Raw genomic sequence first — 25,476 nt, forward strand, 5'->3', positions numbered from 1 at the left:
ACCCTCACGCAACACCAACGCAGCAGCAGGACGATTCGCCATGCCTCATCATCCCAACCACCAACCGTAAATCAACTAACGACGCGCGCCACTAGTTAACTGCACCAAGGCACTCCCAAACGAGGAGCGCGGTTTGTGGAGCGGAAGGACCTGGTGCAGTGTTGAACCGTCGGCAGCAGTTGGTGGAGGGGCGAGTTGATCCGCCCAGGGACGGCGAGGTAGTCCAGACAGAGTTGAGACATCCGCCGTATGCGGTGGTTGGGGCCCGAGGCAACGAGATCGAGCCAGCTGCTGCGTATCTGCGGGACTTGTCGCTGAGCGATGTCAGTTCGCTGACGTGTCGCAGCTACGGGTTCGACCTGTTGCGTTGGTTTCGTGACGGTCGACAAGGTAGCCAGAGGTCAGCTTGACCTGGCAATCGGACTTGGGTCGCAGGAGAGACACTCCAAGAAGAAGACCGCAGACCAGGGCGATGGAGGGGGAGGGAGAGGCCGGTGGAGAGGGGGATGGAGGGGCCAGCATTCGGCGATATGACCGCGAGGATGTCGTCAGCCGGGTGCTGTACCAGAGCGAACTAGTCGCCATGGTCCCCCTTGAGGAGGGACTAGCCGAGATTGAACTCAGCGAACTCATCAAACGCGACCTTCTCCTCGCCCCAACCGATACACGCTCGCGACAGCGCTTGAATGAAGCGATTAAATCAGCCAAGCTGCCGAAACTTACCAGCGAGACGGTAAAGCTCGAAGCCTATGGAACGAAGGTCCTGGTCGCGTTCGGCTCCCATAAACATGGCACCGTCGTCGTACCATCCGATATCGCCTACCCATTCCGGGCAGGTAATCAACTGGCTGGCGAGTGGGCGGAGAGGTTCACCTGGGCGCGCGTGACCTCGGAGGGCAAGCCGATCACCAACAACGTCTTCGTCACGACGCGTAGACACCACCACTGACATCAAGGCGCTCGCGGTTGAGCTCAGCAAGGCCGTCCAACGGCGGAAGGATCTGGACATCCGACCTGTAGCTGCGCGGGAACCAATCGTCGGGTAGGTGTCCGGTGCTCGATCCCTGGGCCCGCAGTCGGTGAGCATCTTCATGATCTGCCAAGCCGCCCGGAGGCGCGGCGTTCCTGATTAGGCGCGGTGCCAGCGGCGGGGTCAACTGGCCGGCCACCGAGGGCGCACTGACGGTCATAGGCCGCGTTTGTTGGTCTGGTCAGCGTCGGCCGGCCCTGCTCGAGGGCGCGCCGAGGCGTTGGTCGCAGGGAAACTAGCCCGAACTGTCGGAGCGGCCGGATAGCTAATGAAAGCCGAACGGCCCTGCTGAAGCAGTGATGTCTACACCGCTGGTCTCGGCGGGGCGGTTCGCCTGGTCCATCAGGTGACGACTTTGGATAGCAGGGTCCCGCGAGACCTCACGCAAGATCGCGCGCCCTGGTGGAACCTGGTGAGCCGCCCGGCGCGTCGCCGACCGTTCGCCGCAGTCTGGCAGGAGAACGTTGTTCCGGTTCGAGCCGCCGCCACGGTCCATAACCTTGCTTCTGGAGAGCCCTTGAGCTCTGACCCAACGACCGGAGCCGTGGAGGTCGCTGGGATCGCTAACGGCCAATCGGAGGTAAGCCCACAGAGGCTCGTCATTAGCGCGCCGCGCGGTCCCGTCAGGCACGAACCAACGTTGCCATCGACGCGAAGGAGCAAGGACTTGAAGGTGTTCTGCGGGATCGATTGGGCTGAACGGCACCACGACGTCGCCTTGGTCGATGAGACCGGCCAGCTGGTCGCGAAGAAACGGATCAGCGACGACGCTGCGGGGTTCGCCGCGCTGCTCGAGCTGCTGGGAACGGCCGGCGATCACCCAGGTGGCCAGATCCCGGTCGCGATCGAGACGTCGCGCGGCCTGCTGGTCGCCGCGCTGCGGGCTACTGGCCGCCCGGTCTACGCGATCAACCCGATGGCGGTGGCCCGCTACCGCGAACGCCGTACGGTCAGCCGGACCAAGTCCGACCATGCCGACGCGATGACACTGGCCGACATCCTGCGCACCGACTCCCACGTCCACCGCCAACTGCCGGCCGACACCCAACTGGGCCAGGCAGTCGCGGTTCTGGCTCGGGCTCACCAAGACGCAAGTTGGCGCCGCAGCCGCGCCGTCAATGAACTGCGCTCACTCCTGCGGGAGTACTACCCGAGCTTCCTGAACACCTTCACCCGCAAGGCCGGCACCTGCCTGTCCCGAGCCGATGCCCGCGCGCTCTTGGCGATCGCTCCGACCCCGACCACCGGGGCCAAGCTGAGCAAGGCCCGGATCGCCGCCGCGCTGCGACGTGCGGGCCGCCAGCGCGGCATCAATGCGCACGCCGAGCAACTGCAGGCCCAGCTGCGTGAACCGGTGCTGCACCAGCCCGAGCTCGTCGAGCAGGCGCTGGGCCGCCAGGCGCTGGCGCTCCTGGCCACCCTCGATGCAGAGTGCGCCAGCGTCGACCAACTCGCACAGGCCACGATCGAGGCCTTCGAACAGCACCCCGATCACGCCATCATCACCAGCTTCCCCGGTCTCGGCGAGATCACCGGCGCCCGGATCCTCGGCGAGATGGGCGACGACCGAGCTCGGTTCGCCGACGCCCGCGGCGTCAAGGCCTACGCCGGATCCGCCCCCATCACCCGAGCATCAGGCCGCTCCCTGTCGATCACCCACCGGAGGATCAAGAACAACCGCTTCGCCGCAGCCGGCTGGATGTGGGCATGGGCCGCGATCGTCCACAACGAACACGCCCGCGCCCACTACCAACGCCGCCGCGACAACGGCGACCGCCACTCCTCAGCCCTGCATCACCTGTTCAACCGCCAACTCGGCCAGCTGTGGCACTGTCTCCAATCCGGCCAGCCCTATAACCCTGAGCTCGCCTTCACGCGGGAGGCCAGCAGTACCCGGGCTGAATCGGTGGCAGCCCGAGGCTCCTGAGTCGGGTCGTCAACGCCTCTCAGATCTCCGCGCGCATGACCCACCGCCACTTGGCGATCTGACGGTCACGCACGAACCCGAACTGCTCGTAGAGCTCCTCCGGGCCGGTGTGCAGATAGGCGCCACGCTGCGGCTTGCGGTCGGTGGTCTGCTCCGGATAGGCCTCAACTACTCCGCCGCCGGCAGCCTGGATCGCGTCCAGTGCGCCCCTGACGGCTGCACGGGCGACGCCACTACCGCGGTGGCGGCTTCCGGTGAAGATGCACCCGATCCGCCACGTGGGAAGCTCTAAGGCACCAGCGGCATACTTGGCCAGGTTCTTGATTCTGGGAAGCTCCGCCGGGCTTCCGTACTGGCACCAACCCACGCAAGTGCCGTCCGCGTCGTAGACGAGGATCTGGTGCACCGTGCCATTGTCCACGTGAGCGCGCTTCGCAGCGCGGTTGCGTTCAGCGCTGTGAGGTTCCTCGCCCAAACCTTCGACATGGAAGCCTATGCACCAGCAGCCACCCCAGACCCCGTTGTTGGCTTCCACCAAGGCACAGAAGTCGTCCCAGGTCTCCGGCGACAACGGCCGAGTCGTATAAGTACTGGTCACCCGCATTCTCCTTCTTCAGCTCAACTGGCAGCGCGCGGTAACTCGACGTTCAAGTAACCATGCGGCATCGACACCTCTCACCGGGCCACCACAACCCGCCAGTAACACTACGTTTCACGAACACCTACCAGCCCAACCAGCAGGTGCCGGTCGTCCTGGCAGGAACCTGACACCCAGGTCCCACCTGCGTCACGCGCCGCCTGACTTGACGCCTTAACCACATCGGAGGTCTTGCGGAAATGGTTATTCCCGTGAGCGATCCCTGCCCTGCTTCCGGCGTGATCGGATCGATGGCTCGTGAGTTGACCGATCAGGAGCACCTGGTGCTGCTGAATGCACTGCAGCAGGCGGCCCGATTCTGGCGGAGCGGGATGCGTCGCGGTGGGCGTTGAGACTGATGGCTGATCCTGTCGCGCTTGTGTCGGTCGTCTCGTCCGGGGCTGTCGCCCTCGGTGGGCTGCTGCTCTCATACCGATCCGGGCGCGAGCAGCGGCAGCACGAGCCCGGCCTGGCCTACGAGGCCCGGGTATGGGAGCGAAAGTCAGAGGCGCTGTTCGGCGTCATCGCTGCCGGTCAACTCCTGATCGACTCGATCCAGAGCGACGACCCGGCGCTGGTGCGCGTCGTACACCGGGTGGTGCTCGAACTAGAGGACGTCGGGCCGGTCGTCGAGGCGTACGCCTCAGGTGAGTGTCGTACGGCGTTCGGGGAGCTACAGCACTTGCTGAGCGGCTCGTACGAGCTAGCCCCTGGTGGACAAGGCTCTCTATCACCACAACGTCTGCCTTGAGGTTCGCGCGGCACCCGACTACAGCTCCACAGCTGATGACTTCCATAAAGATCAGGAGCAGCGGTTACTGCGGGAGGCCAAGGCATCGTTGACGTTCGACCTCCGCACAGCGCAGGCCTGCGCCGAAGAGCTCATCGACGCGGCCCGGAAGAGCGTCCGGGGAGAGGCGTAGACCTCGGTCTACCGCAGACTGCAGACGACGATGGTCGTACTCCAGGGTCGTGTCGAGGCGAACCCGGGACGAGATCATGAAGGAACTCATCGGCCGCGACCTGGTCGATCTCTGGCGGGGGTTCTTGGTTCCGGTTCCCGAGTCGAATGTGGTGAAGAACCGGCGGCACGCTCATCCGTGGGGCGAGCGTTCGCTCGTCGACGCGTGGTGGTGTGTCTGGCGGCTTCTCATCGGGTGGTCGGCGTCGCCAGCGCATCAGGACCGCGAGGACCTCGAGGGTGTGCTGTTGCCGGTCGGGATTTTTCGCCAGCAGCGCCGCGCCGACGGCCCAAAGAACGGCGAGTGCGAGCGTGAGGCCCGCGAGGGCGCCGAGCGTGACCGCGTCCAGCAGGTGAAGCATCGTTCCAACCACCACGCATCTCCCAGCTCTTCTTCATGCTGGCGGACCAGCCCGGCATGGTGTGCTCCTGCGTGGTGTGGACAGCAGCTTAGGCCTCGTTCGGTGAGCCGTCGATAACGGCTGCTACAACAGGCGATGGCCAGGGCGGAGGCGACCCAGCGGCCGCCGTGCCTCCAGACCCCGCCGGGCGACCCGCTCAGCCGCGCCCGATCCCCGATTCCGCCGTTATCACCGGCCGTTGGCTGTGTCGCGTGGCAGGCTGACAAGCATGTGTGGTCGATACGCTTCAGTCGCCAGCCGCGCCGATCTCCTCGAGCGGTTCGTCGTAGACGAGAGCAACGCTGACGAGCTCCGCGGCCAGGACTTCAACGTGACACTGACCAAGGACAACCCGGTGGTGATCGCCCGCGCCCCACAGGACGCCGGTGAGGACGCGGAGCCGGCGCGCGAGCTCCGCGCGTTCCGCTGGGGATTGCTGCCTTTCTGGGCGAAGGACATCAAGGTCGGCGCGAGGATGATCAACGCCCGCGCAGAGACCGTTCACGAGAAGCCCGCGTACCGTCGCGCCTTCAAGTCTCAGCGGGCCCTGATCCCGGTCGACGCGTTCTACGAGACCTCCGATCAGGCCAAGGGGTCAAGGGGCGGTGGTTTTGGGCTGCTCGGCGTGGTTCGGGAAGGCGGGTGTTTCGTCGTACGGCTGGTTGGTTTCGAGGCAGAGCCCCTCACGCAAGCTGTTCTGGAGCGCTTGACCGGCGGGCTGACTGACTGACAGCTTTGGGAGCATGCCTGAGGCACCGACGGTCGTGGTCATTGACGTCATGCGCAGACGCCTGCGCGAGCAGCCAGCCCTCCGGAGCCGCGGGTTGTGGGATCCGTCGAACCCCGACTCCGGCGCCGGATCCGCACTGCGCGAAGTCAGTGCTGAGGTTCGACGGCAGGCTCTGACCCAGGCCGGCAGTGTGTACGTCTGTGTCGGCGAACCAACGAACGGCGGGCTCATCCCGGGTGAGGCGGTCATTCCGGTGGACAGACCGGCCGAGTCCACGGAAGACGTCGAAGCGGTGACGCTTCCAGCAAGCGAGGCCTTCTCCGCTCTGTACCGTGACGACATACATCTCACCGCCGGCAAGGCGGTGGTTCACCGGATCCGCGAACACGCCGACCGTGAGGGCCTGACCCTGGACGGCGAGCCTCGCTGGATCTATCACACCAGTCCGGAGTGGAACCTTGAGCCAGACGACCACCTCATCGAGGTTGTTTGGCCGATCTGCTGAGAGCGCAGTACTAGGGGTGTTGGTCAGAAGTCCGATCAGGCTGAGCGGTCAAGCTGCGGCTCTTGTGGGCTGGTCGGCGTGGTTGGGGAAGGCCTTCGTTGGGTCGTAGATCTGCCGGTTTGAAGGCAGTAGTAGAGCTGGCCGAGCATGCGGTTGAAGAGGTGCCGTAGCGCGGCGGTATGGCGGTCGCCGTGTTCTCGTCGGCGGCGGTAGTGAGCGTTGGCGTGCTCGCTGTGGACGATGGCGGAGAAGGCCCAGAGCCAGCCGGCCGCGGCGAACCGGTCGTTCTTGATCTGGCGGTAGGTGACCGAGATCGATCGTCCGGAGGCTTGGGTGACGGGTGCGGATCCGGCGTATGCCTTGATGGCTCTGGCGTCGCTGAACCGAGTGCGGTCGTCGCCCACCTCAGCCAGGATCTGGGCGCCAGTGCTGTCGCCGAGGCCAGGGAAGCTGGTGATGATCGCGTAGTCGGGGTGCTGGGCGAAGGCCTTGGCGGCGGCTTGACCGAGTTCGTCGACGTTGCGGCATTCGACGTCGAGGGTGGCCAGGAGCGCCGAGGCTTGCCGGCCGAGTGCCTGCTCGAGGGCTCGGGTTGCCTCAGTTGCGGCTGGCGAAGTGCGGCGTGAATCTCGTCGGCGAGCGCGTCGACGCCTCGCGTTCGTCCGGCTCGGCGGAGCGCGGCCGCGATTCGGGCTCTAGACAACTTTGCGCCGGCGGCTGGTGCCGATGCGATCGCCAGGATGGCCCGGGCTTCAGGCTTGGCCAGATTGGTGGCGGTCTTGCCGGCGAACGCCTCGAGGAATGCCGGGTAGTACTCGCGCAGGATCGAGCGCAGTTCGTTGGTGGCCTTTGTCCGGCGCCAGATGGCGTCTTGGTGCGCCCGGGCGAGCACCGCGATCGCCTGTGCGAGCTCACTGTCGGCCGGCAGTTGGCGGTGCTCGTGCATATCGGTGCGCAGGATGTTGGCCAGCGTCATCGCGTCCGCGTGGTCGGACTTGGCCCGACTGACAGAGTGCCGCTTGCGGTAGTGCGCCACCGCCAGTGGGTTGATCGCAAACACCGGTCGGCCGGTGGCCCGCAGTGCTGCGACCAGCAGCCCTCGGGGCGTTTCGATCGACACCGGGATCGGCGTCTGCTCACTATCGCCCGCCTGCTCCAAGATGGCTAGCAGTTCGGTGAAGCCGGCCACCGACTCCTGGATCCGCTTCTTCGCGACCAGTTGGCCGGCCTCGTCGACCAGGGCCACGTCGTGGTGGCCTTCGGCCCAGTCGATCCCGCAGAACACTCTCAACTTGCTGACCTCCGTCGTGTTGGTGCCGCTCGAGGTGGTTCGGAACCTGACGAGAACGCGCGGCGCCCTAATGACGAAACTCTGTGGTCTTACCTCCGATGAGCCGTTCGCGATCCCAGCGATCCGCACGGCGCCGGTCTTCGCATGAGAGCTCGTAGGCTCCGCGGAATCGAGGTCTGGACCGTGAGGGCGGCTCGTACCGCGCACCACCATTCCGAGCACGAGCTGTCCGGCCCGTACGGCACGCCGAGCGAGTACGGTCCGGGCAGCTCGCCTCCACCGGCGTGCGCGGTCTTGCACTAGGCCTGCCCGGCCTCGAGGTGTGCAGGCATCACCGGTGAAGCTGTCGAACAAGACCCTCCGCCCGGCCGTCAGGGCCGGTCTCGTAGGAGTGGCTCACCAACAGCCCATGTGGCTCGAAAGGCTTCTTGACAACCGCGCAGAGGACCTCGTTCGGCTGTCATTAGTGGCTCGAAACCGACCAGATCGGCAAGTCCGGAGGAAGCTGAAGCAGCCGTTCGCGCTGCGCCCATTGGACGGCTCGACGCTGTCGTTGGCCGGCCTCTATGAGGTCTGGTACGACAAGTCGCTGCCGGACGACGACCCGCGCCGGGCCGTGCCGTGCCGACGTACACGATCATCACCACGACCGCGACCGACAGCGTGGGCCGGATCCACGACCGCATGCCCATGGCGATTACCCGCGATCACTGGGACGAGCGGCTGGATCCCCGCAACCACGACGTCGACCAGCTGCTCGGACTCATGGCGCCGCCAACCGACGGCAGCCTCGACATGTACGCCGTCTCGAAGGCCGTCAACAGCGTGAAGAACAACGGCCCCGAGCTCCTAGAGCAGCTGCCCGCCGAGAGCTGATCGCCGCGGCGGTCCGACGTCGGGTGGTCTCCACAAACCCATTGGCCACGGCCTCGAGGTGGTCCAGTAGGGCCGGGTGCTGTCGGCCTACCGTTTGGCTCGGGTGACCGCTCAGCGGACCAATCAGTTCCGCAAACCGGCGCAGCGCGCGGAAGGGGTGGATAGTGAGCCGCAGGTGGCCAGCCATGCTCGCCCAGCGTCCCGACCCCCACCGGAACTGGGCCAGCCCCCGCGGGCTGGTCACCGTTGGCCCGTTCGTGCCGTGTCGGGATTCAGTTCAGCCGCCCGACTGGTGACCGGGCAGCGTGCGGGTGGCGCTGCAATACGCCGCCCGGACCGCGTTTGAGCACTCGCCCGAGCGGGGTGTCAAGAGGCGGGACGACACGCGGCCCGCTCACCCCCCAGCGCTTGGCCTGCGGCGTCGTCCCGCCTCAACTACTCGCAATATCGGCCACCTCGCCCCGTCCGTTACGACACCAGCCGGACCGCAGTCGCCGTTCGGACTCGCGCCGCGGCACCTGACGATCGTCGAACGGCACGCGCCATGGCGCGAGGACCACGCGCCGGAATGGACCAGCGTCCCGGTCGCCCGGCTGCGCTACACCGCTGCCGGCAAGTCGTGGACGCTGTACTGGCGCGATCGTCACCTGCGCTTCCACCACCACGACCAACTCGCCCCGTCACAGACAATCGACGACCTCCTGGCAGAACTCGACCGCGACCCCACCTGCATGCTCTGGGGCTGACGGCCTGATGGGAGTGCGGCGAGGCTGGTCAGCGATCAGCCGCCGCTTGCGCCTCCCGATTGAGCCGCTCCGTCTCAAGCGCCGACTGCACCGACGACGTGCCCCAGCACCCCACACGCCCGCTGGCGGTCAAGGTACCAAGCGAGTTCAGTTCGTTGGCGATCGCCTGCAGCGTGAGACCGCGGTCCCGCAGATCCCGTACCTTGCCCAGCGCCTCCGGCGTGATCCGGCTCGGCCGGCCCAGCCGCACACCTTCGCGCTTCTTCGCAGCCAGTGCCTCCCGGACCAGACAGCTTGTTTCCGCCCGCACCAGGCGGGTCACGTTGTCCTCGCTACCCACGCCCGGTCACATTACGGAAAACCTGGTTTTCCGTAAACAAGCCGCGTGACTGACCACGGTAGAGAAACCTCTTGCTTTGAAGACGGAGGCGAACGCCTACGTCACCGTCGGCGGTGAGCCGGCGCCGCTACCGGCCGCGGCGCGCGATCAGCGCAATCGCTACTGGCCCGGCCAGGCTGGCGAACGTCACGCCGGCCTGGACTTCTCCGGCGATGAAGAACGCGCAGGAAGCAGCTGTCCAGACGGCTGTGGCAACCCAGCCCAGCCGATCGTTCACCGGCAGCGGAGCGCGCGAGGCCGCCGTCTGCACGACGACGCCCGGGCGCTGGTACTTCTTCTTCGACATTGCCCTGCCTCAGATGTGTGGGCATGCAAAAGCCCCGGGCGGCAGTCGCGCCGGGGCCTGGTGAGTGGGATCTTCAACTGTGGTGGATCGAGGGCAGAGTTCTACTAGGGAGGCCGCATCTGGGTGACCTCCCTCCGGGCATCAAAAACCCCCGCGCGGGGATCCGCCGGGGGCTGCCCTGTCCGAAGACAGACATAGGTATAGCTGTCCGGGTTTCAGCGTGACAGTCTCAGTCGAGCTGGTGCAGCCGACCCGCCGCAGGCACCAGCCAGACTGTTGCCCCACTCGCGGGGAAGTGTCACTCTCATCGGCCAAATGCCGGACATCAAAGCCCTCCGAGCCGAAGCTCCAGAGGGACTTGGGCACACGTCGTCCGCCACCACAAAGGGTTTCACAAGCATGCGGAGACGCTGAATCGACACGCCCATCGCCTCCAGAGAAGGCGGGCTCGGTTTCTCACAGTCCGAGTCGTGCGGTCATTCCGCCGGTCGAGGTCGGCGGCGCCCGGGCCGAGCGGAGCGCCTCGGTAGCCACCGCGCCCGCGCGGCAGTGATCACGTCGCCGAGCCGGAGCCGGATGGCTCGGGGCTTCGATGACGCAAGAGGGGCGAGATGGCCGCGATGAACCCACGAGCGGATTGTGCCTGGTCTCACGCCGATCAGGCGCGCGGCTTCACCGACATTGACGACCGCGTCGTAGTGCTTCGGCCGGATGCGGTCGATGGGGCGCATCTCAACGCGGTAGCCGTACTGACGGTGGGCCTGACCGGTCGCCTTGCGCCTCGCCTCGATGTCGTCGTAGGCGGCGAGAACCTCGCTGGTGTTGAAGAGATTGGAGGGACCGAGATTCCCGACCGGCCTGATGTAACCGCGGGCAACCCAGCGGCGCACCGTCGACTGCGTCACGCCGAGCAGATCGGCAACATCGCGGGTCGTGATCTCTGGCTCGTAACGCAAGTCGTCGATGGGGTCGTCGTACTCGTCCCCAGCAGACTGCTGCATGGTGAGTGGGCGTGGCCCTGGGCGGCGCTTGAATCGCGACCGGCGGCCGTGAGCGGGACGCGTTTCCGCGGGTGGAGACCATGAACGTGGGTGGCTCGGCAGATGCTCGAGAGAAGTGAGCTTCAGTACTTGTGGCTGGACAGGCGCTGACCGCTCGGGAAGATAGCGATCGGCGACGGCCTCAGGGACCACGCTTAGGTGCGAATCAACCCACTCGCCATCTGCGCGTAACTGGGCAATGACGCCTCTGGACGGGAGGCCGAGTGCTCGGGCAAGTTCGTAGACCCGCATGGGGTCACGATAACTGTGTGACAGTGCAACGCAGGCCGCCGGAGCGCCGATCTCGAATCTGGGCTCCAAGGGGCACTACAGCGTCGGCGAAGGGTTCAAAGCGTTAGGACGCTACGCCTGGGGGCGGTCGAAGCATCATGCTCGGCGCTACCTGTTGTCCGCCGGTAGGTTTGGTGGACGGTTCGGGCTGGGGCTACTCCGTGGATCTGCTGCCTTGCCCTTGATGATCATCCCAGCACCTGTGTGGCAATTGCCGCTGAGCTGGACTGGTCCACGTCGCAGGGAGTTCGTCTGACTTAGACCGGACATCACGGTCAGCGCCCGAGGGCGGGCGCCCGAGGCAAGGACGATGCCTCAGGCTCCCGCTCGTACCGTCGAGCTCGTGGAGGCTGGGTAAGGACGGACGAACCTTCACCGGGGACGGCTATGCAGACATCATGCTTGGTTCTTTCGACGTTCCTTCAGGATGTGACGCCACTTCTGCTGCTGCACCAACCGCGTCTCGCCGATTGCGGATGCGATGGCGTCGTATTGACGTCGCTCAAGCTGTAACGTGATCGATTGGCCTTCGTCCGCGAGGTACACGATGGGGCGGTGGTCGCTGTCCCAAACCGTAGCGTCGTACGCCCATGGCGCGAAGGTTGCGAAAGCCGACCAGGTCTCGTCGCTCACCCGCAAGACGCCTGTCTGTGCGTATCCAGCTTCTTCGGTCCGGCCAGTCCTTGCAGCGATGCTTCGCAGGTAATCGGCCGCTGCGGCAACATCTTCCGGCCATGCGGCATCTGTCGTCGGAATATCCGTTTCGAACTCGATCGCGCCGCTGCGCAGCGTCCTCAAGATGAGACGACACGCCTCTACGGTTTCTAGAGCGTTCCATCCCTCGACGTCCACCACATAGCTCTCATGCGTCTTCACAGCAGTAGCATCCACCGTTGGTTGGATGCCCGACCACCCAGGTCCCGCAGGTACCGATGAGGAGTCATGAACCTACGACTAGGACATCGATGTCGGCTCGGACGGCCGCAACTCAGGTGGTCACGGTTCATGAATGTGCCCGGTCTCGTAGAGATCGGTCCACCATCAGCGCTCAGAACACCCCCGCATCCGACGCCCCACAGTCCGCCAGCGGGGCCGTCACGCTGTCCTACTACGACAACGACCTCGCCCGCACCATCACCCAAGCGGGCACCACGACCACCTTCACCCTCAACGCGATCGACCCCCGAGTCACCGAAACGATCACCAACACGTCGGGTTCAACCGACACCGTCCGCCACTACACAGACACCTCGGACAACCCCACCTGGGTCACGCAAGGCATAACCACCCAACGCTACGCCGAACTCATCGGCAGCGACCTCACCCTCACCGTCAACCAAAGCGGCGCCGCCGACCTCACACAGTCGTCAATCCTCACGGGACGCGGTGACGACCGCGGACGTCCCCGAAGGCAGCGCCGACGAGGGGATCGTTGGCTGGAGCAGCTACGACGAGTACGGCAATGCAACGGGCGCCTCGTCTGACACCGGCCGCGTGGACTACAGCTGGCTCGGCGCAATATTTGGCGGATGGTTGATGGGCGCCGGGCTGGGCCTGCTGGTCGGAATGGCTGTTTCGTCGGACTAGTGATATGGGCCCACCGAGGACGGCGATCGCCTGAGCCCAGACATTGATCTCTCGGGCCTCGAGTCAAACACCAACGGCAATGACTGAATCTTCACAGCTGAGGGTGCAGCAATGACCTTCGATCGCTAGTGGGGCAACACTGATCTCCTTGCGGCATGGGGACGGTGAGGCCGTCTTGTCCTGGGCAACGGTTCTGCAGACCTTGTTGGCAGTCGCCGCCGGCTGCAGTAGGGACCTGGATCCTTGCAGCGCTTGCTCCGCATCCCTCACCGAACCAATGAGTGCCAGGGCGATCACCGCAGGTAGGGCGGCCAACGCGGCCCGGCTTGGTTCTGTTCGGCGACGACTTCATGCGAGACGTCTCGGGGGCACCGTCCCGAAATCGGTCGTTTTCGGGACGCTCGCTCGGCAGAACCCCGAACCACCTGAAACCCGTCCCAAAACTAGTCCCGAAACGGCGCGCCGCGTCGACCCTTTCCGGATCGTTTTCGAGACGATCACTCCCATGATCGTCACCGACGTCTAGGACAACACCGTCCGCATCGGGTACACCCGCGTCTCCACCCGGGTCCAAGACCACCAAGCCCAACTCGACGCGCTCGCCGCCGCCCACTGCCGCGAAGTCATCATCGAGACAGCCAGCACCCGCGGCGAGCGTCCCAAGCTGATGGCCGCGATGGATCTGCTCCAGGCCGGCGACACCCTCGTGGTCTACAAACCCGACCGGATCGCCCGCTCGATGAAAAGAACTCCTCGTACTCCTCGAGGACCAGTTGCACGCCCGGGGGATCAACCTGCACATCCTCGCCGGGATCTGCGCCGGCACCCATCGACCCAACGGCGCCACCATCGCCGACAAGATGCTGTTCATGGTCGCCGCGATGGCCGCCGAAAATGGAACGCGACCTCATCCGCAAACGCACCCTCGACGGCCTACGCGCCGCCCAAGCCCACGGCCGCCGCGGCGGCCGACCCACCGCCGTCGACGACGACACCCTTGCCATCGCCCTCGGCCGCCAGGCCCGCGGCGAATCCATCACCACCATCGTCCGCCACCTCCTCATCGGTCGCTCAACCTTCTACCGCGCCCTACAACCAGACCCTGCCCGCCTGGACGGCTGACACCAAGCCCCGACTCGTGGCGTAGAGAAACAGTGGTAATTCGGACGCTTCGCCGACCCCGATTCCTAGTGGCGCGTGTCGTTAATTAGGTGACGGTTGGTGGTGGGTGAGAATGGGGTATGGCGAACCGTCCTGCTGCTGCGTTGGTGCTTCGTGAGGGTGATCGGGAACGGCTGGTGTCGTTGACGCGGAGTACGACGGTGCGGGCCGGGTTGGCGTTGCGGGCGCGGGTGGTTTTGCTGGCTGCTGAGGGGGTCGCGAACACGGTGATCGCGGAGCAGGTGGGGTTGTCTCGCCCGAAAGTGATCGGGTGGCGGCAGCGCTACGAGCGCAGCGGTATGTCCGGGTTGGATGACGCGGATCGGCCGGGCCGGCCGCGGCGGATCGATCACAAGATGATTGTGGCCGAGACGTTGAAACCGCCGCCGAAGAAGCTGGGGGTGACGCACTGGTCGTCTCGGCTGCTGGCCGAGCGGCTCAAGATCGGCAACGCGACGGTGGCCCGGGCGTGGCGTGACTACGGGGTGCAGCCGTGGCGCAGTGAGACGTTCAAGTTCTCCACCGATCCCGAACTGGTTGCCAAGGTCACCGACGTGGTCGGGTTGTACCTGGCGCCACCGGACAACGCGATCGTGTTGTGTGTCGATGAGAAGAGCCAGATCCAGGCATTGGACCGAACCCAGAAGATGCTGCCGTTGCAGCCCGGCTTTCCCGAGCGCCGCACCCATGACTACGTGCGTCACGGCACCAGCACCCTGTTCGCGGCACTGGAGATCGCCACCGGCACAGTCACCGCGGCCTGCAAACCGCGGCACCGCCACCAAGAGTTCCTGGCCTTTCTCAAACAGATCGACCGCGCCTACCCCGACGACGGCACCGGTCAGGAACTGCACCTGGTGATGGACAACTACGCCACCCACAAACGGGCCGAGATCCGTGACTGGCTGGCCTCGCACCTCCGGTTCAAGGTCCACTTCACCCCCACCTCCGGGTCATGGCTGAACCTGGTCGAGGTCTGGTTCGGCATCATCGAACGCCAAGCCATCCACCGAGGAACCTTCACCTCGGTCAAAGACCTCAACACCAAAATCCGGGCCTTCATCACCGGCTGGAACGACCGCTGCCACCCCTTCACCTGGACCAAAACACCCGACCAGATCCTCAAGAAGGCCAACCGTCACCAAACTTCAGAAACGCCCCCACTAGCACCTCGGGCTCCGCATTAACTTGGACGCAGACGGGGAAATATCAAGGGACGGCCTGGGCGTTCCTGCACGGCCAAGGAGGAAGCCTGACGGCCATGCGCCAGTACTGGGAGAAAAACTCCCTCTGTTCGTATCAGGGTGGAGATCTGGGGTATTCGGCGAGCAATCTCGCCTTCTATGTACGCCTGGGGCGTATCCGGGATACTTCCGGTACGACAACTCACATCAGATCGACCCTGCGCACTCCCTGTATGTGCTCTTCGGGAGCAGTTGGCCAGCCTGGACTTCAAGTCAAGTCCCTTATACTTATGCCTTCAATAACGCGCCACCCTACTACCATTCCTCTGGAAGTTTCGCCCAATTCTACTCGGCAGACAGTTGAGGTGAGTACGTTGCGGACATGGAGGATGCGATTGTCTGTTGCCGTCGCGCTCGGAGTGCTTTGCTCTGCGTGCGGTAACGAGGTTCCAACGAGTCGTTCGTCCGCGAAGGCGGCGGACTGTGTGATGCTGGAACGTTTGAACGATCCGGCCTATTCCGTCGCCTTCGATAAGGTGAAGGAAGCGCTGTGGTTCCCGGTCATGGAAATCGGAGGCAAATCGAGCCTCCATCGCTATGATCTCGCGACTGGTCAAGACGTTCAGTATCCGTTGCCGGACGCCGGATATAATGGCCTTGTCGCGACCACCGTTATCACCAGTGATGGCGCTGTATGGGTCAATCTGCCGTACGCAGTCGCGCGCTGGGATCCAATCCGAGAAACGATAACCACAACGTCGATCCCTGCGGACGCCGAAGGTCAGCTCCCTGGAGCAGTTGACACGACCCAGCCCTTGGCTGGGACATGGATTTCAACCCTCATTGCGGACGGCGACGGGGTGCTGATCGGCCGCCTCAGCGTTTCCTATCTCCAACGGGTGTCCAGCGACGGCACAACGTCGAGAGCCTTTGACCTGCCGGCTGGGTACGAGGGCACCAAGGAAGTCGCTCGAACGGGTAGTACGCTGATCGTGGCGCCAGGTTGGTTATCTAACGAGTCGGCAACAGACGTCCTAGCAATTGCGTCGAGCACGACAAAGCAGTCGAGCTCAACAAAGCACACGAACGTTATCCCATTGAACGGTCTCTATGATCTTGGCGGGACCATCGCCGCTCTGACTCAGAATGGTTTGGTAAAGGCCGACACTGGCGAACCCCTGTCGTCGACGCTCGTACCCGATCCCTTCGCGCATGCCTTATTGGCACAGAACGGTGAAGCCGAGGTCGCGTACAGCCCGTCCAGGCACACTCTAGAACGTGCGGTGGGAACCGAGGTTGCGACACTTCAGTTGAACAGTCGCGAGGCACCTGCCGCTGGAGGAAATGGGACTTCAGTGAAAGCTTGGGAAGGCGTTACGGCGTTGGCACAAGCTGCTGATGCCACCGCGTTCGCCCTTCGCGCCAATGGGACCGAGCTGTGCGAATGGGCATCCGGGTAACGGCATTCCCGGCCGCTCGACCGACTGGCGAGAGGCCGGCCGAGGAGCACCCCGGCGGGGCCCGCGCCACTAAACCTCGCTTTGCAGTAAACGATGCGATCGCGGTGGTCGACACGCGGCCTGGATGTAGAGAAGTGCCTTACCTGCAAAGGGATCCTGGACATGCCTTTGAGCTCAGAATGACCCGAGAGGGAAGGCACTTCGCAGGTAAAGTACAACGACGCGTCCCGCGGTCATGGTGACGACTCATGGGCGGGATGTCGCCTCGCATGCCGGGTCGCGGCTGCTGGCCGATCTGGCCGAAGTCAGCGGTTTGACCCATGCCTTCAGGTAGGCATTGAGCAGGCTTCGTCAGCGCGCGGTTCGAGGCATGAGCCGTGCCTGGGTGCTGGTCGACCTCGCGGTGATGTTGTCCGATGGTGGTGAGGCGATCTCGGATCTGGCGGTGTTGCATGACCAGCCCGATCTGCTCGGCCCGCTCGCCTCGACCGCCAAACCCTGTCGAGGGCTCGGCCAGTATCGACGAGGCCGTCTTGGGTCGGTTGCGCCAAGCGCGTGCGGTGGCTCGGGAGCGTGCCTGGCTCGGCCAGATGCTCGGCCGCCGGCCTGAGAGAGGTCCCAGTAGTTGAGGTTCGGACAGATGAAGGTGTCGATCATGTGGGCGATCCTCAGCCGAAGAAGCCGGTGAGTGAGCGGAGCCTTCTTCAGGGGATGCCGGCCCGGTGGGTCTCAGGGGGTGGTGTCTTGGGATGTCAGTTCGTGGCCGTTCCAGGTGAATCGGGCGGTGGTTACTGCGTCGTCGCCGTCGCCGTCGGCGGCGGTGAGGAGTTGGTGGATGCCGATGCCAGGGAGTTCGGCGTACGTGCACCACTCGTGGTCGGAGGTGAGCATCAGATCCAGGTCGAGCGCGGCCAGCAAGGCGAAGACCTGGCCGCGGTTGGTGGTGTCCACGCCGACGAACACCTCGTCGAGCAGGATGACACGGGGCGCGGTGGGCACTGATTGGTAGTGCGCGGCGACGACGGCGAAGAGTGGGAGGTGCAGGGCGATTGCCTTCTCGCCGCCGGACAGGGCTCCGTGCAGCTTCCTGGTCAGTGGCTGCCAGCCGTCGCCTTTGCCGCGGTCGACCTTGACGACGAAGTGATGCCAGGCCGTGTAGTCGAAGACCTGGGTGAGTTGTTCGGCCCAGGTGGTCGCGGTGTCGTTGGCTCTGGCTTGCTCGACTCGGTCGCGCAGAAAGCGGTGTAGGGACTCTCGGTCGTCGTCGGAGAGCTGGGCGGGATCCTTCAGCAGCAGGTCGCGCGCGGTTCTCGTTCCGGCAGCAAGGTCAGGGGCGGTCTGCCAGACGAGTTGTACGGCGACTTTCGAGGCGGTCCTGACCTGTTCGAGTCGTGTGTTCATCAGGTCGACGAGTTCGTTGGCCTGCCGGATCCGGTTCGCGAGGTGGCGACGGGTGTTGCCGGTGAGGGTGCGGTCGAACAGCTCGCGCTCCTGGTCGGTGATCTCTGCGCGGCTCTGCTCGGCATCGCGGCGGAGGATCCGCAGTAGCTCGGCCGCGCCGACCCGCAGCCCGTCGACGATCGCCGTGAAGACTTGGACGTCATCGTGCGTCTCGAGGTCGAGGTCAGCCCGCGAACGTAGGGACTCACGGCACTCGTGCACCTTCTCCGACAAGCGGCGTACTGCGTCGGCGAGATGGTTCGGTGCGTGCGGCAGGTTGAGCCAGGCGGCCCCGACCAGACGGGCCGCGTCCAGCGCGGCTCGCACGCCGTCCGACGAGGCCAGGACGTCTTCGAAGGCGGCGAGGTTCGGAAGATTGCTGTCCGCGGGGAAGGTCCCGCTGGCGAGCTTGCGGAAGCCGGCGGCAGCGGCATCTCTCGCAGCTGTGCCCTGTTCGTGAGCCTCCTTCGCGGTTTCGAGGCGGGAGCTCAGCTCACCTATCGTCCGTGCGACTTCGTTCTTGAGGATCCGTGCCGACTCCTCTTCGGCGCGGACCTGCTGGAGCCGCGTGCGCAGTTCGGCGATCACGTCGAGAAGCTCCCGGTAATCCCGCCCGACGCTGTTCTCGACGGTTTCCAGCCGTACGGCGATGGCCTCGTGGGCCGCGGCCGCCTCGGCAGCCTCTCCTGCGCGCTGCTCGGCGTCGTCGGTGGAGCGATCGGCCCGAGTCTTCAGAGCGCCGGCCTTGTCGCGGGTCGAGTTCAGCTCGGCCTGGGCGTCCAGCCAGCTGTCGGCCAGGTCGGCGAAGGAGTGCAGCGCAGTTTCGACGTCGGCCAAGGCCGACCGCTGCGTCGGCAACTGAGCCTCGGAGGCGAGCGAGGTCAGCGACCGCAGCGCCGCAGAGACCTCGCCTTCCCTGCGCTGCACGGTCTGTACTCGGCCGCGGACCACGCCCTCGGCGGCGTTCACTTCGGCCTGCAATTGGGTCAGAGCGCGGCCCGCCTCGTCAACCCGCTCGTACGTCGGATTCGACGCGAGCTCGGCGTACAGCACCTCCAGCCGGTGGTCCAAGGCGTTCAGCTGTGCTAGCTGCGTGTCGATCTGCGCTGCGTTGTCTGCGAGCTGGGTGCGGATCTCGGCCGCGCGCCGTGCACGTGCCTGTTGCCGAGCGGTGGCGCCGATGTGTTCGGGAGACTCCTTGTCCCAGCTTCCGGTGAGGGCCCCCATCCGCCAGGTTCCATCGAGCCCGATTGCCGCCGTTGCGTCGGCGGGTAGCTGTTCGCCGACCGCCACGACCGCGAGCAGGCGGCGTACGGCGTCCTCGGACACCGGGCCGTCCGGCTCGGGCGTGAGCACGTCCGCCAACGATCGGCCGGCGACTGGTGCCAGCCCCGCCGGGTCCGCAAAGGTGTCGTGACTCGGCCGGAGCCAATACCCCTGGCCGTCGGGAGACGAGCGATGCTGCAGCCAGGCATCGCCGGCCGGCGTGATCCAGGAGTCGAGGAGGCTCGAGGCCTGGAGCGCGGCCTCGAGTCGGGGGCGGATGTCTGCGGGGACGGATGCGGCGAAGTCGACCAGCTGCCACAGCGCAGCGCCCGGGGCGGTTGAGCGATCTGCCGTTCGGTACGGCGGAGGTCTCGGTGTGAGCGCGCCGACATTGAGCTCGTCGAGCTGACCATCCAGGGTGCGGCGAGTTTCCTCGAGGGCTTCAAGCCCAGCCTCGGCGGTCGCCTTCCTCGCTGCGACGTCCGACGTGACGGCGGTCGCCGCGGTCGAGATAGCGTCGCGCAACGCGGCCTCGGACTCGACGTGATACTCGAGCGCCTCGGGACTCTCGAAGACCAGCTCCTGGCATTGGCGGGCCCAGACGACAAGGCGGGACGCGAGCTCGGCGAGTGCCTGTCCGCGTTCCTCGGTAGCCTCGTCCAGTTCCAGCCGAGCTTGGTCCAGCTCGCCACGCCCCGTGTCCAGTTCCTGCTCCGCGTCCTGACGCCGTACGACTGCACCCTCGTGCGAATCGACGGCCGAACCGACCTCGCGAATTGCGTCCTCCCGGCTGCGAACGATTGCCCGCAGCAAGGTTTTCGCCTGGCGTGCATCGGTCGTTGCGCTGGAGACCAGTTCGTCCGTTATCGCTAGCAGGTCAGCCCTCGTTGCGGCTTGGCGGACCTCGTTGCCATGCCTCTGTACGGCGGACTCCGCTTGCTGTATGGACTGCAGTGCCGCGTTGAGGTCCCGTTGGTCGTCAGAGGCCTGTCCGGCTGCTCGGGTGGCCAGCCTGGCTGTCCGTTCCGCGGCCACCCGCGCATCCTCGGTCTGCCATCGCAAGCTGTCCAGTTCACGGCCGGCCCGATACATGTCGGAATCCGTCAAGCCCTCTTGGCGCGCCTGGGTGCGCCGGGCTTCGCCTGCCAGTTCAGTGAGCTTGGCATCCAGCTGGGAGTCGCGGGCGTTCGCCTTCTCGTGCTCGTCCGCGGTTGCCTTGACCTCACCGCTGAGCCGCTCCAGTTCCGTGGTGGCACCGATCAGTTTGCCGGCGGACGCTCGCAGGATCCGTTGGGCGTAACCGCGTTGGAGGCGGGCGAGTTCGCCTGCGGCGTCCACCTCGGCTTCGAGCGTGCGTAGCCGTTCCCGTTGGGCGTCCAGCCGCTCGAATCCTTCCGCGAGATCGGCGATCTCCTGTGAATCCAACGGCGGCAGCGCGCGGGAGAGCAGAGTGGACAGCAACGCGGGATCGAGCCGTTGGGACAGTTTCGGGGTGCGTAGTTGCAGCAGCGCCATGATGAGTGCGTCGTACCGTTGTTCGGTCAGCCCTGGGAACAACGTCGTACGAATCGTCGAACGGTACGCCGCTGCGCTGCCGTGGACTGCGCCGTGTTCGCCGAGTCGCTCGGCCAGAGCGCTGGTCGTCAGCGGCATGCCGAGATCGTTGACGAGGGACAAGCCGTCCGGCCCGATGCGTAGGTCGGTGGTGAAGTATTCGGGGTGGACGGTGGTCGTGTGCGCCGCTGCCTGTAGACGTGCTCCACAGGTGAACCATGTGTCGCGTTCGGAGCTGGAGAACTCGAGCCACACGTACCCGACGCGGGTCGTGCCGGATGCGCCTTCGCCCATGAGGTTCCAGTGCATGGTTCGCTCGCCGGTGCCGAAGGTCGACAGCCGATTAGCCCGCAGGTTGGCGTCGAAGAGGAACGGCAGCAAGAGCTCGAGCGCCTTGGACTTGCCGCTTCCGTTCGGGCCGCGGAGCAGGAGCCGGCCGTCGTGGAAGGTGAAGACCTCGTCGTAGTACCGCCAGACATTGAGGATGCCCGCTCTGGCGGGCATCCATCTGCCATCGCGGGCAGCGGGAGCCGGCGAGTGTCGCTCCAGTCGTGTGACTGTCATGGATTCGTCTCCTGACCGGACGTGCGTGGCGCCTGGACCGCGTACCGCCCGGCCGCGGGCAGTCGTGTGACAACTCCGCCAATAACCCGGGCCAAACCGAAGACGGTGAGCTCGGCGAGGGCGTCGTTCACCAACCTCGCCGGTCCGTCCGCATCTTGGTAGGCCTTCGCCCAGGAGGGGTGCTCCTTGAGCAAGCGGCCTGCGGTGAGCCGGAGCTGCTCGGTGGTGGCTGGCTCCGTGAGCGTGTCGAGCAGCAGGAGGGCTGTGACCTTCGCCGTACTGGCGTCATCGGGGAAGCGGGAGTCGGTGGCGATGCTGTCCGGGTCGACCAGCATCGCGCCCTCGGCTCGCTCCTCGAGGATGAATCCGCCTTGCTCGGCGGCCCGGCGGAGCAGTTGCCGCCCGGTCGGTGAGCCCAGGTAGGCATGTTCAGCGGGGGAGAGATCCGCGAAGTACATCACCGGGTCGTCCACGAGTCGCCGGAAGACGGTGTGGCGTAGCCAGAGGTTCTGCTGCGTCGGGGAGATCTCCGACTCTCCGGCCAGTGGATCCCCAGCGAGGCCGTACCGGCGTTCCCGCGTGAGTGTGCCGAGGAGCTCCTCGAAGCGTTGGGGCACTTCCTCGATCGGTACGGCTAGCGTGGACGGCCCGACGGGCGTGGCAAGGAGCCGGATGAGCAAGGTGGTGTTGACTCGATACAGGATCTTGGCGTCTTCGCTCTCGACGTAGGCCTCGGTGCTGCCGTCGACGACCTCGACGCCGCCGTAGCTCTCGAGCAGGCGCAGTACGTCGACGAAGGCCCGGCGTTCGTTCTTGCTGGCGGTATCCACGGCCGGGATCACGTCGTCGACAGCAGCGGCCTGTCGTACTCGCTCGGCGAGCTGTCCGATGGTCGTGACCGGTACGGTCAGCAGCTCGGCGATGACGATGCATAGCAAGGTGTACCGGCGGCGGTCGAACGGTGCGCGCCCGGTTCGGCGACGGCGTAGTGGCCGGCTCGGGTCCGTCGACGCCTGGACCTTGACCAGCCGCGCGTAGCCGAGGCGGGGTTCCACCCGCACGACCCATCCGCAGTAATAGTCGAACCATTTGCGGACCGGCTCCTGCCGGCGGCGGATCAGATCGAAGAGTTCCGGTGCGGTCTGCTGAGTGATCAGCGGGATGCCGAGGAGGCCGCGGATGCCCCGCGAGACCTCCTCGCGCTCGGCCTGGGCGAGCTGATTGGCGAGCTGGCTCATCCGGAACCTTCCGATTCCCGGCTCGCTCGACTCCGGTTCGCCCGGATCTCGACGACGTAGTCGGGCCCCCGGAAGACGCCCTGCGGCGTTCGGATCGTGGCGACCGCGCCGTCAGAGGGCAGCCACAGCAGAATCTCGGCCTGGCCGTCGGATGTGGCCGCCCGCCGATGACCTGAGCGTGCCGGAGCACTCGTCAGCGCTTGGCCGAGCAGCTCGCGTAGCCGTTCGAAGAGCCGGTCGTCGAGCGCGGCCAGCCCGGAAAGCCGTACCGGTCCGCCGGTGTCGAGAAGGCTCCAGGCCGCCTCCAGTTCGGTGCGTTCGGCGGCCGCGCGCTCGGCGCGGGCAGCCTTCAGCGCCGCGACATCACGTACTCGTCCGGTCCGGCTGAACTTCTCGGTCCGGCCTGAAGAACGCAGCAGCGGCGAGACCGCTACCGGAGGAGCGTCCCACCAGGAGGTCGAGGACGCGATCAGCTCCGGGTCGTCGATCGCGAGGTGGGCATGCCGCGCCGAAGCCAGCCCGAAGGCCGTTGCTCCGAGCCGGTGCAGGTCGTCCTGCGCCGGGACCACCGTGAACCAGCGCGCCAGCTCCCGGAAGTCCGCGACTGCGCTGCTGGCCCGACGCCTGGTCTCGGTGATTCGGTCGAGCACTTGAAGCAGTGTGACGATGGCCTTACGCCCGACCGTGTGCAGCTGCTCGACTCTTGGCGGCGCTACATCCGTTCCGACGAACCAGGCCAACAAGCCTTCCCAGCGTGCTTGCCGGCGTTCGAGCCAGGCCGGCCCCGGGTCGACGCCGGTGAGCTGCGGCAACTCGGCGCCTGTGAGGGCGCGGCGCTGCATCCACGCGACCCCTCGATCCAGAACCGCCTCGATCCGGGTCCGGATCACATGAGCGCGGTGATCGAGATTGGTGAGGAACTCCTCGAGGTACGCCACCGTCGATACCTTGACGTCGTGGAATGTCGCGAGGTCGACGCCTTCCACCCGGAGCAGTCGCTGCAGCTCGCCGTTGAACTGCTTGGTGTTGCCACGCAACGCCTCCAGATGCCCTTCGAGCTCCATCAGGGCGGTGAAGACCTTCCGATCGGAACCTCCGTCGAGCTCGACGACGAGGTCGGCCAGCCGGTCGCCGATAGCGTCGAGCACCGCGGTCTGCAATGCACCGGTCGAGACCAGCACGGTCATCGCGTGGGTGACACCGGCATACGCCGCTTCGCCGCGCCTGCTGAGCGAATAGCGGACGTTGTTGCGCTCGTACTCGAGAGCTGTTCGGTAGTTTTCCGTGTGATCCTGGATGAAGTCGACCAGCTGCCAGGCACGGAGCTGCTCGAGAGCGGAGCGCAGTTGCTCCTCGGACGACGGTGCCACCCAGCCGATCGATCGCAGCCACGCGGTCAGGTCATCGATTCCGAGGGTCGTGTCGAGGCGTTCGTTCGCCTCCGTGAAGGCGTGCAGGATCGCGACGTACAGCTCCGCCCGATCGCCCCACGTGAATCGGAACAACTCGGGCGGAATCCGGATCGGGTCCACACCGCCTCCGCTCCCCACCTGCCGGATACGACTCCGATCACGCTAGACCAGATCACCGACAGTCTGTACGGCGAGCTCGTCCAGGAGTGCCTCGGCCACCCGTTCCTCGGGCACCGTGACACCGCGCCGGGCCAGCTCGGCCCCGAGCCCATCGTCCCACGGAACCGGCGTCACATGTCCGACCGGAGGGCCCTCGGAGTCTGCCTCGCGTGTGTAGTCGGCGGTGGTCAGGTGCCAGGGAACCGCCCCGATCCGCGCCACCACCGAGGCCGCGATCCGCAGCCCTTCACCGTCGAAGTCACCGTGGTAGTAGACCGTCGTACCTGCGTCGCGCAGCTGCTGCAGGAGCAGGATCCCGGCCGAGCTCGGCCAGCCCGAAGTACAGACCAGGGGAGGACACGCGCGCCCGAAACGCTCCAGGGCCAGGGCGATGACGCTCGGATTCTCGAACACCCAGGCGACCGGCGGTAGACCGGTTCGGAGCGGGTGGTGCCGGAGTTGGCGCAACGTGAGTGATGCCGCGTCGCCGGCACCTGCGCACGCGCGGAGGACGGCCGCGGCGAGGCCGGGGCCAGTCGGCGAGAGACCGCCGACCAGGACGGTCGACGAGAGCTCGTCGTCCGAGACGCCGGCTCGCTTCCACAACGCCTTGCGCGATGCCGCATCCTCGGGCGCCGGGACGTCGAAGATCGCCGCCAGGGCCTTGGCCACGAGGACGGTCCGCCGCTTACCGTCATCCAGAGCGTGCGGATCGCTCAGAACTGTGTCGGCGAAGACCGGCAGCGGGACGCCGGTCGCAGGGAGCGCCCGAAGTACCTTGAGCACCTTCTCGAGCTCGGCGCGCGTGGTTTCGACAGTGCCGCCGATCAATCCGGTTTTGCGGGTCGCGGCGGCCCACGGCTTCAGGGCGGGCTGGGCTTCGAGGACGGGGTGGGTGACGAGCCAATCCCACAAGCGGTCCTTCTGTCCCTTGCCCTGGCGGATGTCCTCGGCCCGATCTCCAATTGGTCCGATCTGATCCGTCACGACAGCCCGGAGGTTCCCGACGGCATCCTCCAGGGCACTCAGCGAGACAGTGGCGTGGACCGGCGGAAGCCGGTCGCGACCGAGCAGATCGGCCAGCGCCTCGCGCCCCTCGTCGCTGAGCGGGCCGACGCTCACCCTGCTCACTGGCTGGCCGGAGGACAACCGCTTGTGCACAGCTCGCCACAGCGGCTCGAGCGCCGGCGAGAACGAGCGACGGGTATCCACAATGCCCGGACGATACCGCCATTCGGCATGGCGGCCTGCAGATCACGGCCAGTCAACAGCGACTCGCTTCCGGTTGAGACCGGAATGATGCGGAACTACGCTCGGTGTGCATTCGATC

Annotated in this window: 22 protein-coding genes and 2 pseudogenes; 14 read left to right on the forward strand and 10 right to left on the reverse strand. The window is 65.9% G+C overall.

Annotation, left to right across the window (positions count from 1 at the left end; all coding sequences use genetic code 11):
• Positions 1–472: 472 nt before the first annotated feature.
• Together AB0E69_RS33145 and AB0E69_RS33150 are read left to right on the forward strand one after the other, a co-directional pair.
• A complete protein-coding gene (locus AB0E69_RS33145) occupies positions 473–949 on the forward strand; it encodes a LysR substrate-binding domain-containing protein (RefSeq protein WP_360155320.1) in 477 nt (158 codons plus the stop codon).
• A gap of 748 nt (positions 950–1,697) precedes the next feature.
• Positions 1,698–2,957: an IS110 family transposase gene (locus AB0E69_RS33150; protein ID WP_360155323.1), complete on the forward strand. Its 1,260-nt coding sequence runs from the start codon at positions 1,698–1,700 to the stop codon at positions 2,955–2,957.
• A gap of 19 nt (positions 2,958–2,976) precedes the next feature.
• Here the strand turns inward: AB0E69_RS33150 and AB0E69_RS33155 are convergent, their stop codons facing one another.
• Positions 2,977–3,555: a GNAT family N-acetyltransferase gene (locus AB0E69_RS33155; protein WP_360155326.1), complete on the reverse strand. Its 579-nt coding sequence runs from the start codon at positions 3,553–3,555 to the stop codon at positions 2,977–2,979.
• A 251-nt stretch (positions 3,556–3,806) separates the two neighbouring features.
• Between AB0E69_RS33155 and AB0E69_RS33160 the strand changes: the two genes are divergently transcribed.
• The 5 genes from AB0E69_RS33160 (at position 3,807) to AB0E69_RS33180 (ending at position 6,191) form a co-directional block, all read left to right on the forward strand.
• Positions 3,807–3,947, forward strand: coding sequence for a hypothetical protein (locus tag AB0E69_RS33160; RefSeq protein WP_360155329.1), 141 nt, complete (start codon positions 3,807–3,809; stop codon positions 3,945–3,947).
• A 5-nt stretch (positions 3,948–3,952) separates the two neighbouring features.
• Positions 3,953–4,345, forward strand: coding sequence for a hypothetical protein (locus AB0E69_RS33165; RefSeq protein ID WP_360155332.1), 393 nt, complete (start codon positions 3,953–3,955; stop codon positions 4,343–4,345).
• 248 nt (positions 4,346–4,593) lie between these two features.
• Positions 4,594–5,034, forward strand: coding sequence for a hypothetical protein (locus AB0E69_RS33170; RefSeq protein ID WP_360155335.1), 441 nt, complete (start codon positions 4,594–4,596; stop codon positions 5,032–5,034).
• Positions 5,035–5,185: 151 nt separating this feature from the next.
• On the forward strand, positions 5,186–5,686 hold the full coding sequence (locus AB0E69_RS33175) for an SOS response-associated peptidase (RefSeq protein ID WP_360155338.1): 501 nt from the start codon (positions 5,186–5,188) through the stop codon (positions 5,684–5,686).
• A gap of 13 nt (positions 5,687–5,699) precedes the next feature.
• A complete protein-coding gene (locus AB0E69_RS33180) occupies positions 5,700–6,191 on the forward strand; it encodes a hypothetical protein (protein ID WP_360155341.1) in 492 nt (163 codons plus the stop codon).
• A 35-nt stretch (positions 6,192–6,226) separates the two neighbouring features.
• On the opposite strand, the pseudogene AB0E69_RS33185 reads toward AB0E69_RS33180, so the two are convergent.
• A pseudogene (locus AB0E69_RS33185) lies at positions 6,227–7,482 on the reverse strand (IS110 family transposase).
• Between the two features lie 573 nt (positions 7,483–8,055).
• Here AB0E69_RS33185 and AB0E69_RS33190 point away from each other — a divergent pair.
• Positions 8,056–8,358: an SOS response-associated peptidase family protein gene (locus AB0E69_RS33190; protein ID WP_360156188.1), complete on the forward strand. Its 303-nt coding sequence runs from the start codon at positions 8,056–8,058 to the stop codon at positions 8,356–8,358.
• Positions 8,359–8,669: 311 nt separating this feature from the next.
• Positions 8,670–9,104, forward strand: coding sequence for a DUF3024 domain-containing protein (locus AB0E69_RS33195; RefSeq protein WP_360155344.1), 435 nt, complete (start codon positions 8,670–8,672; stop codon positions 9,102–9,104).
• A gap of 28 nt (positions 9,105–9,132) precedes the next feature.
• Here the strand turns inward: AB0E69_RS33195 and AB0E69_RS33200 are convergent, their stop codons facing one another.
• From AB0E69_RS33200 to AB0E69_RS33215, 4 genes are all read right to left on the reverse strand, one after another.
• Positions 9,133–9,444, reverse strand: coding sequence for a hypothetical protein (locus tag AB0E69_RS33200; protein WP_360155347.1), 312 nt, complete (start codon positions 9,442–9,444; stop codon positions 9,133–9,135).
• A 127-nt stretch (positions 9,445–9,571) separates the two neighbouring features.
• Positions 9,572–9,790, reverse strand: coding sequence for a hypothetical protein (locus tag AB0E69_RS33205; protein WP_360155350.1), 219 nt, complete (start codon positions 9,788–9,790; stop codon positions 9,572–9,574).
• A 476-nt stretch (positions 9,791–10,266) separates the two neighbouring features.
• On the reverse strand, positions 10,267–10,791 hold the full coding sequence (locus tag AB0E69_RS33210) for a helix-turn-helix domain-containing protein (RefSeq protein ID WP_360155353.1): 525 nt from the start codon (positions 10,789–10,791) through the stop codon (positions 10,267–10,269).
• A 726-nt stretch (positions 10,792–11,517) separates the two neighbouring features.
• Positions 11,518–11,997 carry a hypothetical protein gene (locus AB0E69_RS33215; protein WP_360155356.1) on the reverse strand — a complete coding sequence of 160 codons (480 nt, stop codon included), beginning with the start codon at positions 11,995–11,997 and terminating at the stop codon, positions 11,518–11,520.
• A 510-nt stretch (positions 11,998–12,507) separates the two neighbouring features.
• On the opposite strand from AB0E69_RS33215, the gene AB0E69_RS33220 reads away from it, so the two are divergent.
• The 5 genes and pseudogenes from AB0E69_RS33220 to AB0E69_RS33240 all read left to right on the forward strand — a co-directional run bounded on the left by AB0E69_RS33220 (position 12,508) and on the right by AB0E69_RS33240 (position 16,513).
• Positions 12,508–12,708, forward strand: coding sequence for a hypothetical protein (locus AB0E69_RS33220; RefSeq protein WP_360155359.1), 201 nt, complete (start codon positions 12,508–12,510; stop codon positions 12,706–12,708).
• A 541-nt stretch (positions 12,709–13,249) separates the two neighbouring features.
• Positions 13,250–13,441, forward strand: a pseudogene (locus AB0E69_RS33225) (recombinase family protein); the annotation flags it as partial.
• A 161-nt stretch (positions 13,442–13,602) separates the two neighbouring features.
• The gene (locus tag AB0E69_RS33230) at positions 13,603–13,830 is read left to right on the forward strand and encodes a helix-turn-helix domain-containing protein (RefSeq protein WP_360155362.1); all 228 of its coding nucleotides are present in this window, start codon (positions 13,603–13,605) and stop codon (positions 13,828–13,830) included.
• 119 nt (positions 13,831–13,949) lie between these two features.
• A complete protein-coding gene (locus AB0E69_RS33235) occupies positions 13,950–15,056 on the forward strand; it encodes an IS630 family transposase (RefSeq protein ID WP_360155365.1) in 1,107 nt (368 codons plus the stop codon).
• Between the two features lie 485 nt (positions 15,057–15,541).
• Positions 15,542–16,513, forward strand: coding sequence for a hypothetical protein (locus AB0E69_RS33240; RefSeq protein ID WP_360155368.1), 972 nt, complete (start codon positions 15,542–15,544; stop codon positions 16,511–16,513).
• A 729-nt stretch (positions 16,514–17,242) separates the two neighbouring features.
• Here the strand turns inward: AB0E69_RS33240 and AB0E69_RS33245 are convergent.
• From AB0E69_RS33245 to AB0E69_RS33260, 4 genes are read right to left on the reverse strand one after another with little or no spacing between them, the layout of a single operon-like run.
• Positions 17,243–21,277, reverse strand: a complete 4,035-nt coding sequence (locus AB0E69_RS33245) for a TIGR02680 family protein (RefSeq protein WP_360155371.1) — start codon at positions 21,275–21,277, stop codon at positions 17,243–17,245.
• 56 nt (positions 21,278–21,333) lie between these two features.
• Positions 21,334–22,575 carry a TIGR02678 family protein gene (locus AB0E69_RS33250; protein ID WP_360155374.1) on the reverse strand — a complete coding sequence of 414 codons (1,242 nt, stop codon included), beginning with the start codon at positions 22,573–22,575 and terminating at the stop codon, positions 21,334–21,336.
• Positions 22,572–24,107, reverse strand: coding sequence for a TIGR02677 family protein (locus AB0E69_RS33255; RefSeq protein ID WP_360155377.1), 1,536 nt, complete (start codon positions 24,105–24,107; stop codon positions 22,572–22,574). The genes AB0E69_RS33250 and AB0E69_RS33255 overlap by 4 nt, the downstream gene beginning before the upstream one ends.
• Positions 24,108–24,149: 42 nt before the next feature.
• Positions 24,150–25,358 carry a TIGR02679 family protein gene (locus AB0E69_RS33260; protein ID WP_360155380.1) on the reverse strand — a complete coding sequence of 403 codons (1,209 nt, stop codon included), beginning with the start codon at positions 25,356–25,358 and terminating at the stop codon, positions 24,150–24,152.
• Positions 25,359–25,476 lie beyond the last annotated feature (118 nt).

The organism is Kribbella sp. NPDC026611 (genome assembly GCF_040638345.1).
In the GTDB taxonomy this organism is placed as follows: Bacteria; Actinomycetota; Actinomycetes; order Propionibacteriales; family Kribbellaceae; genus Kribbella.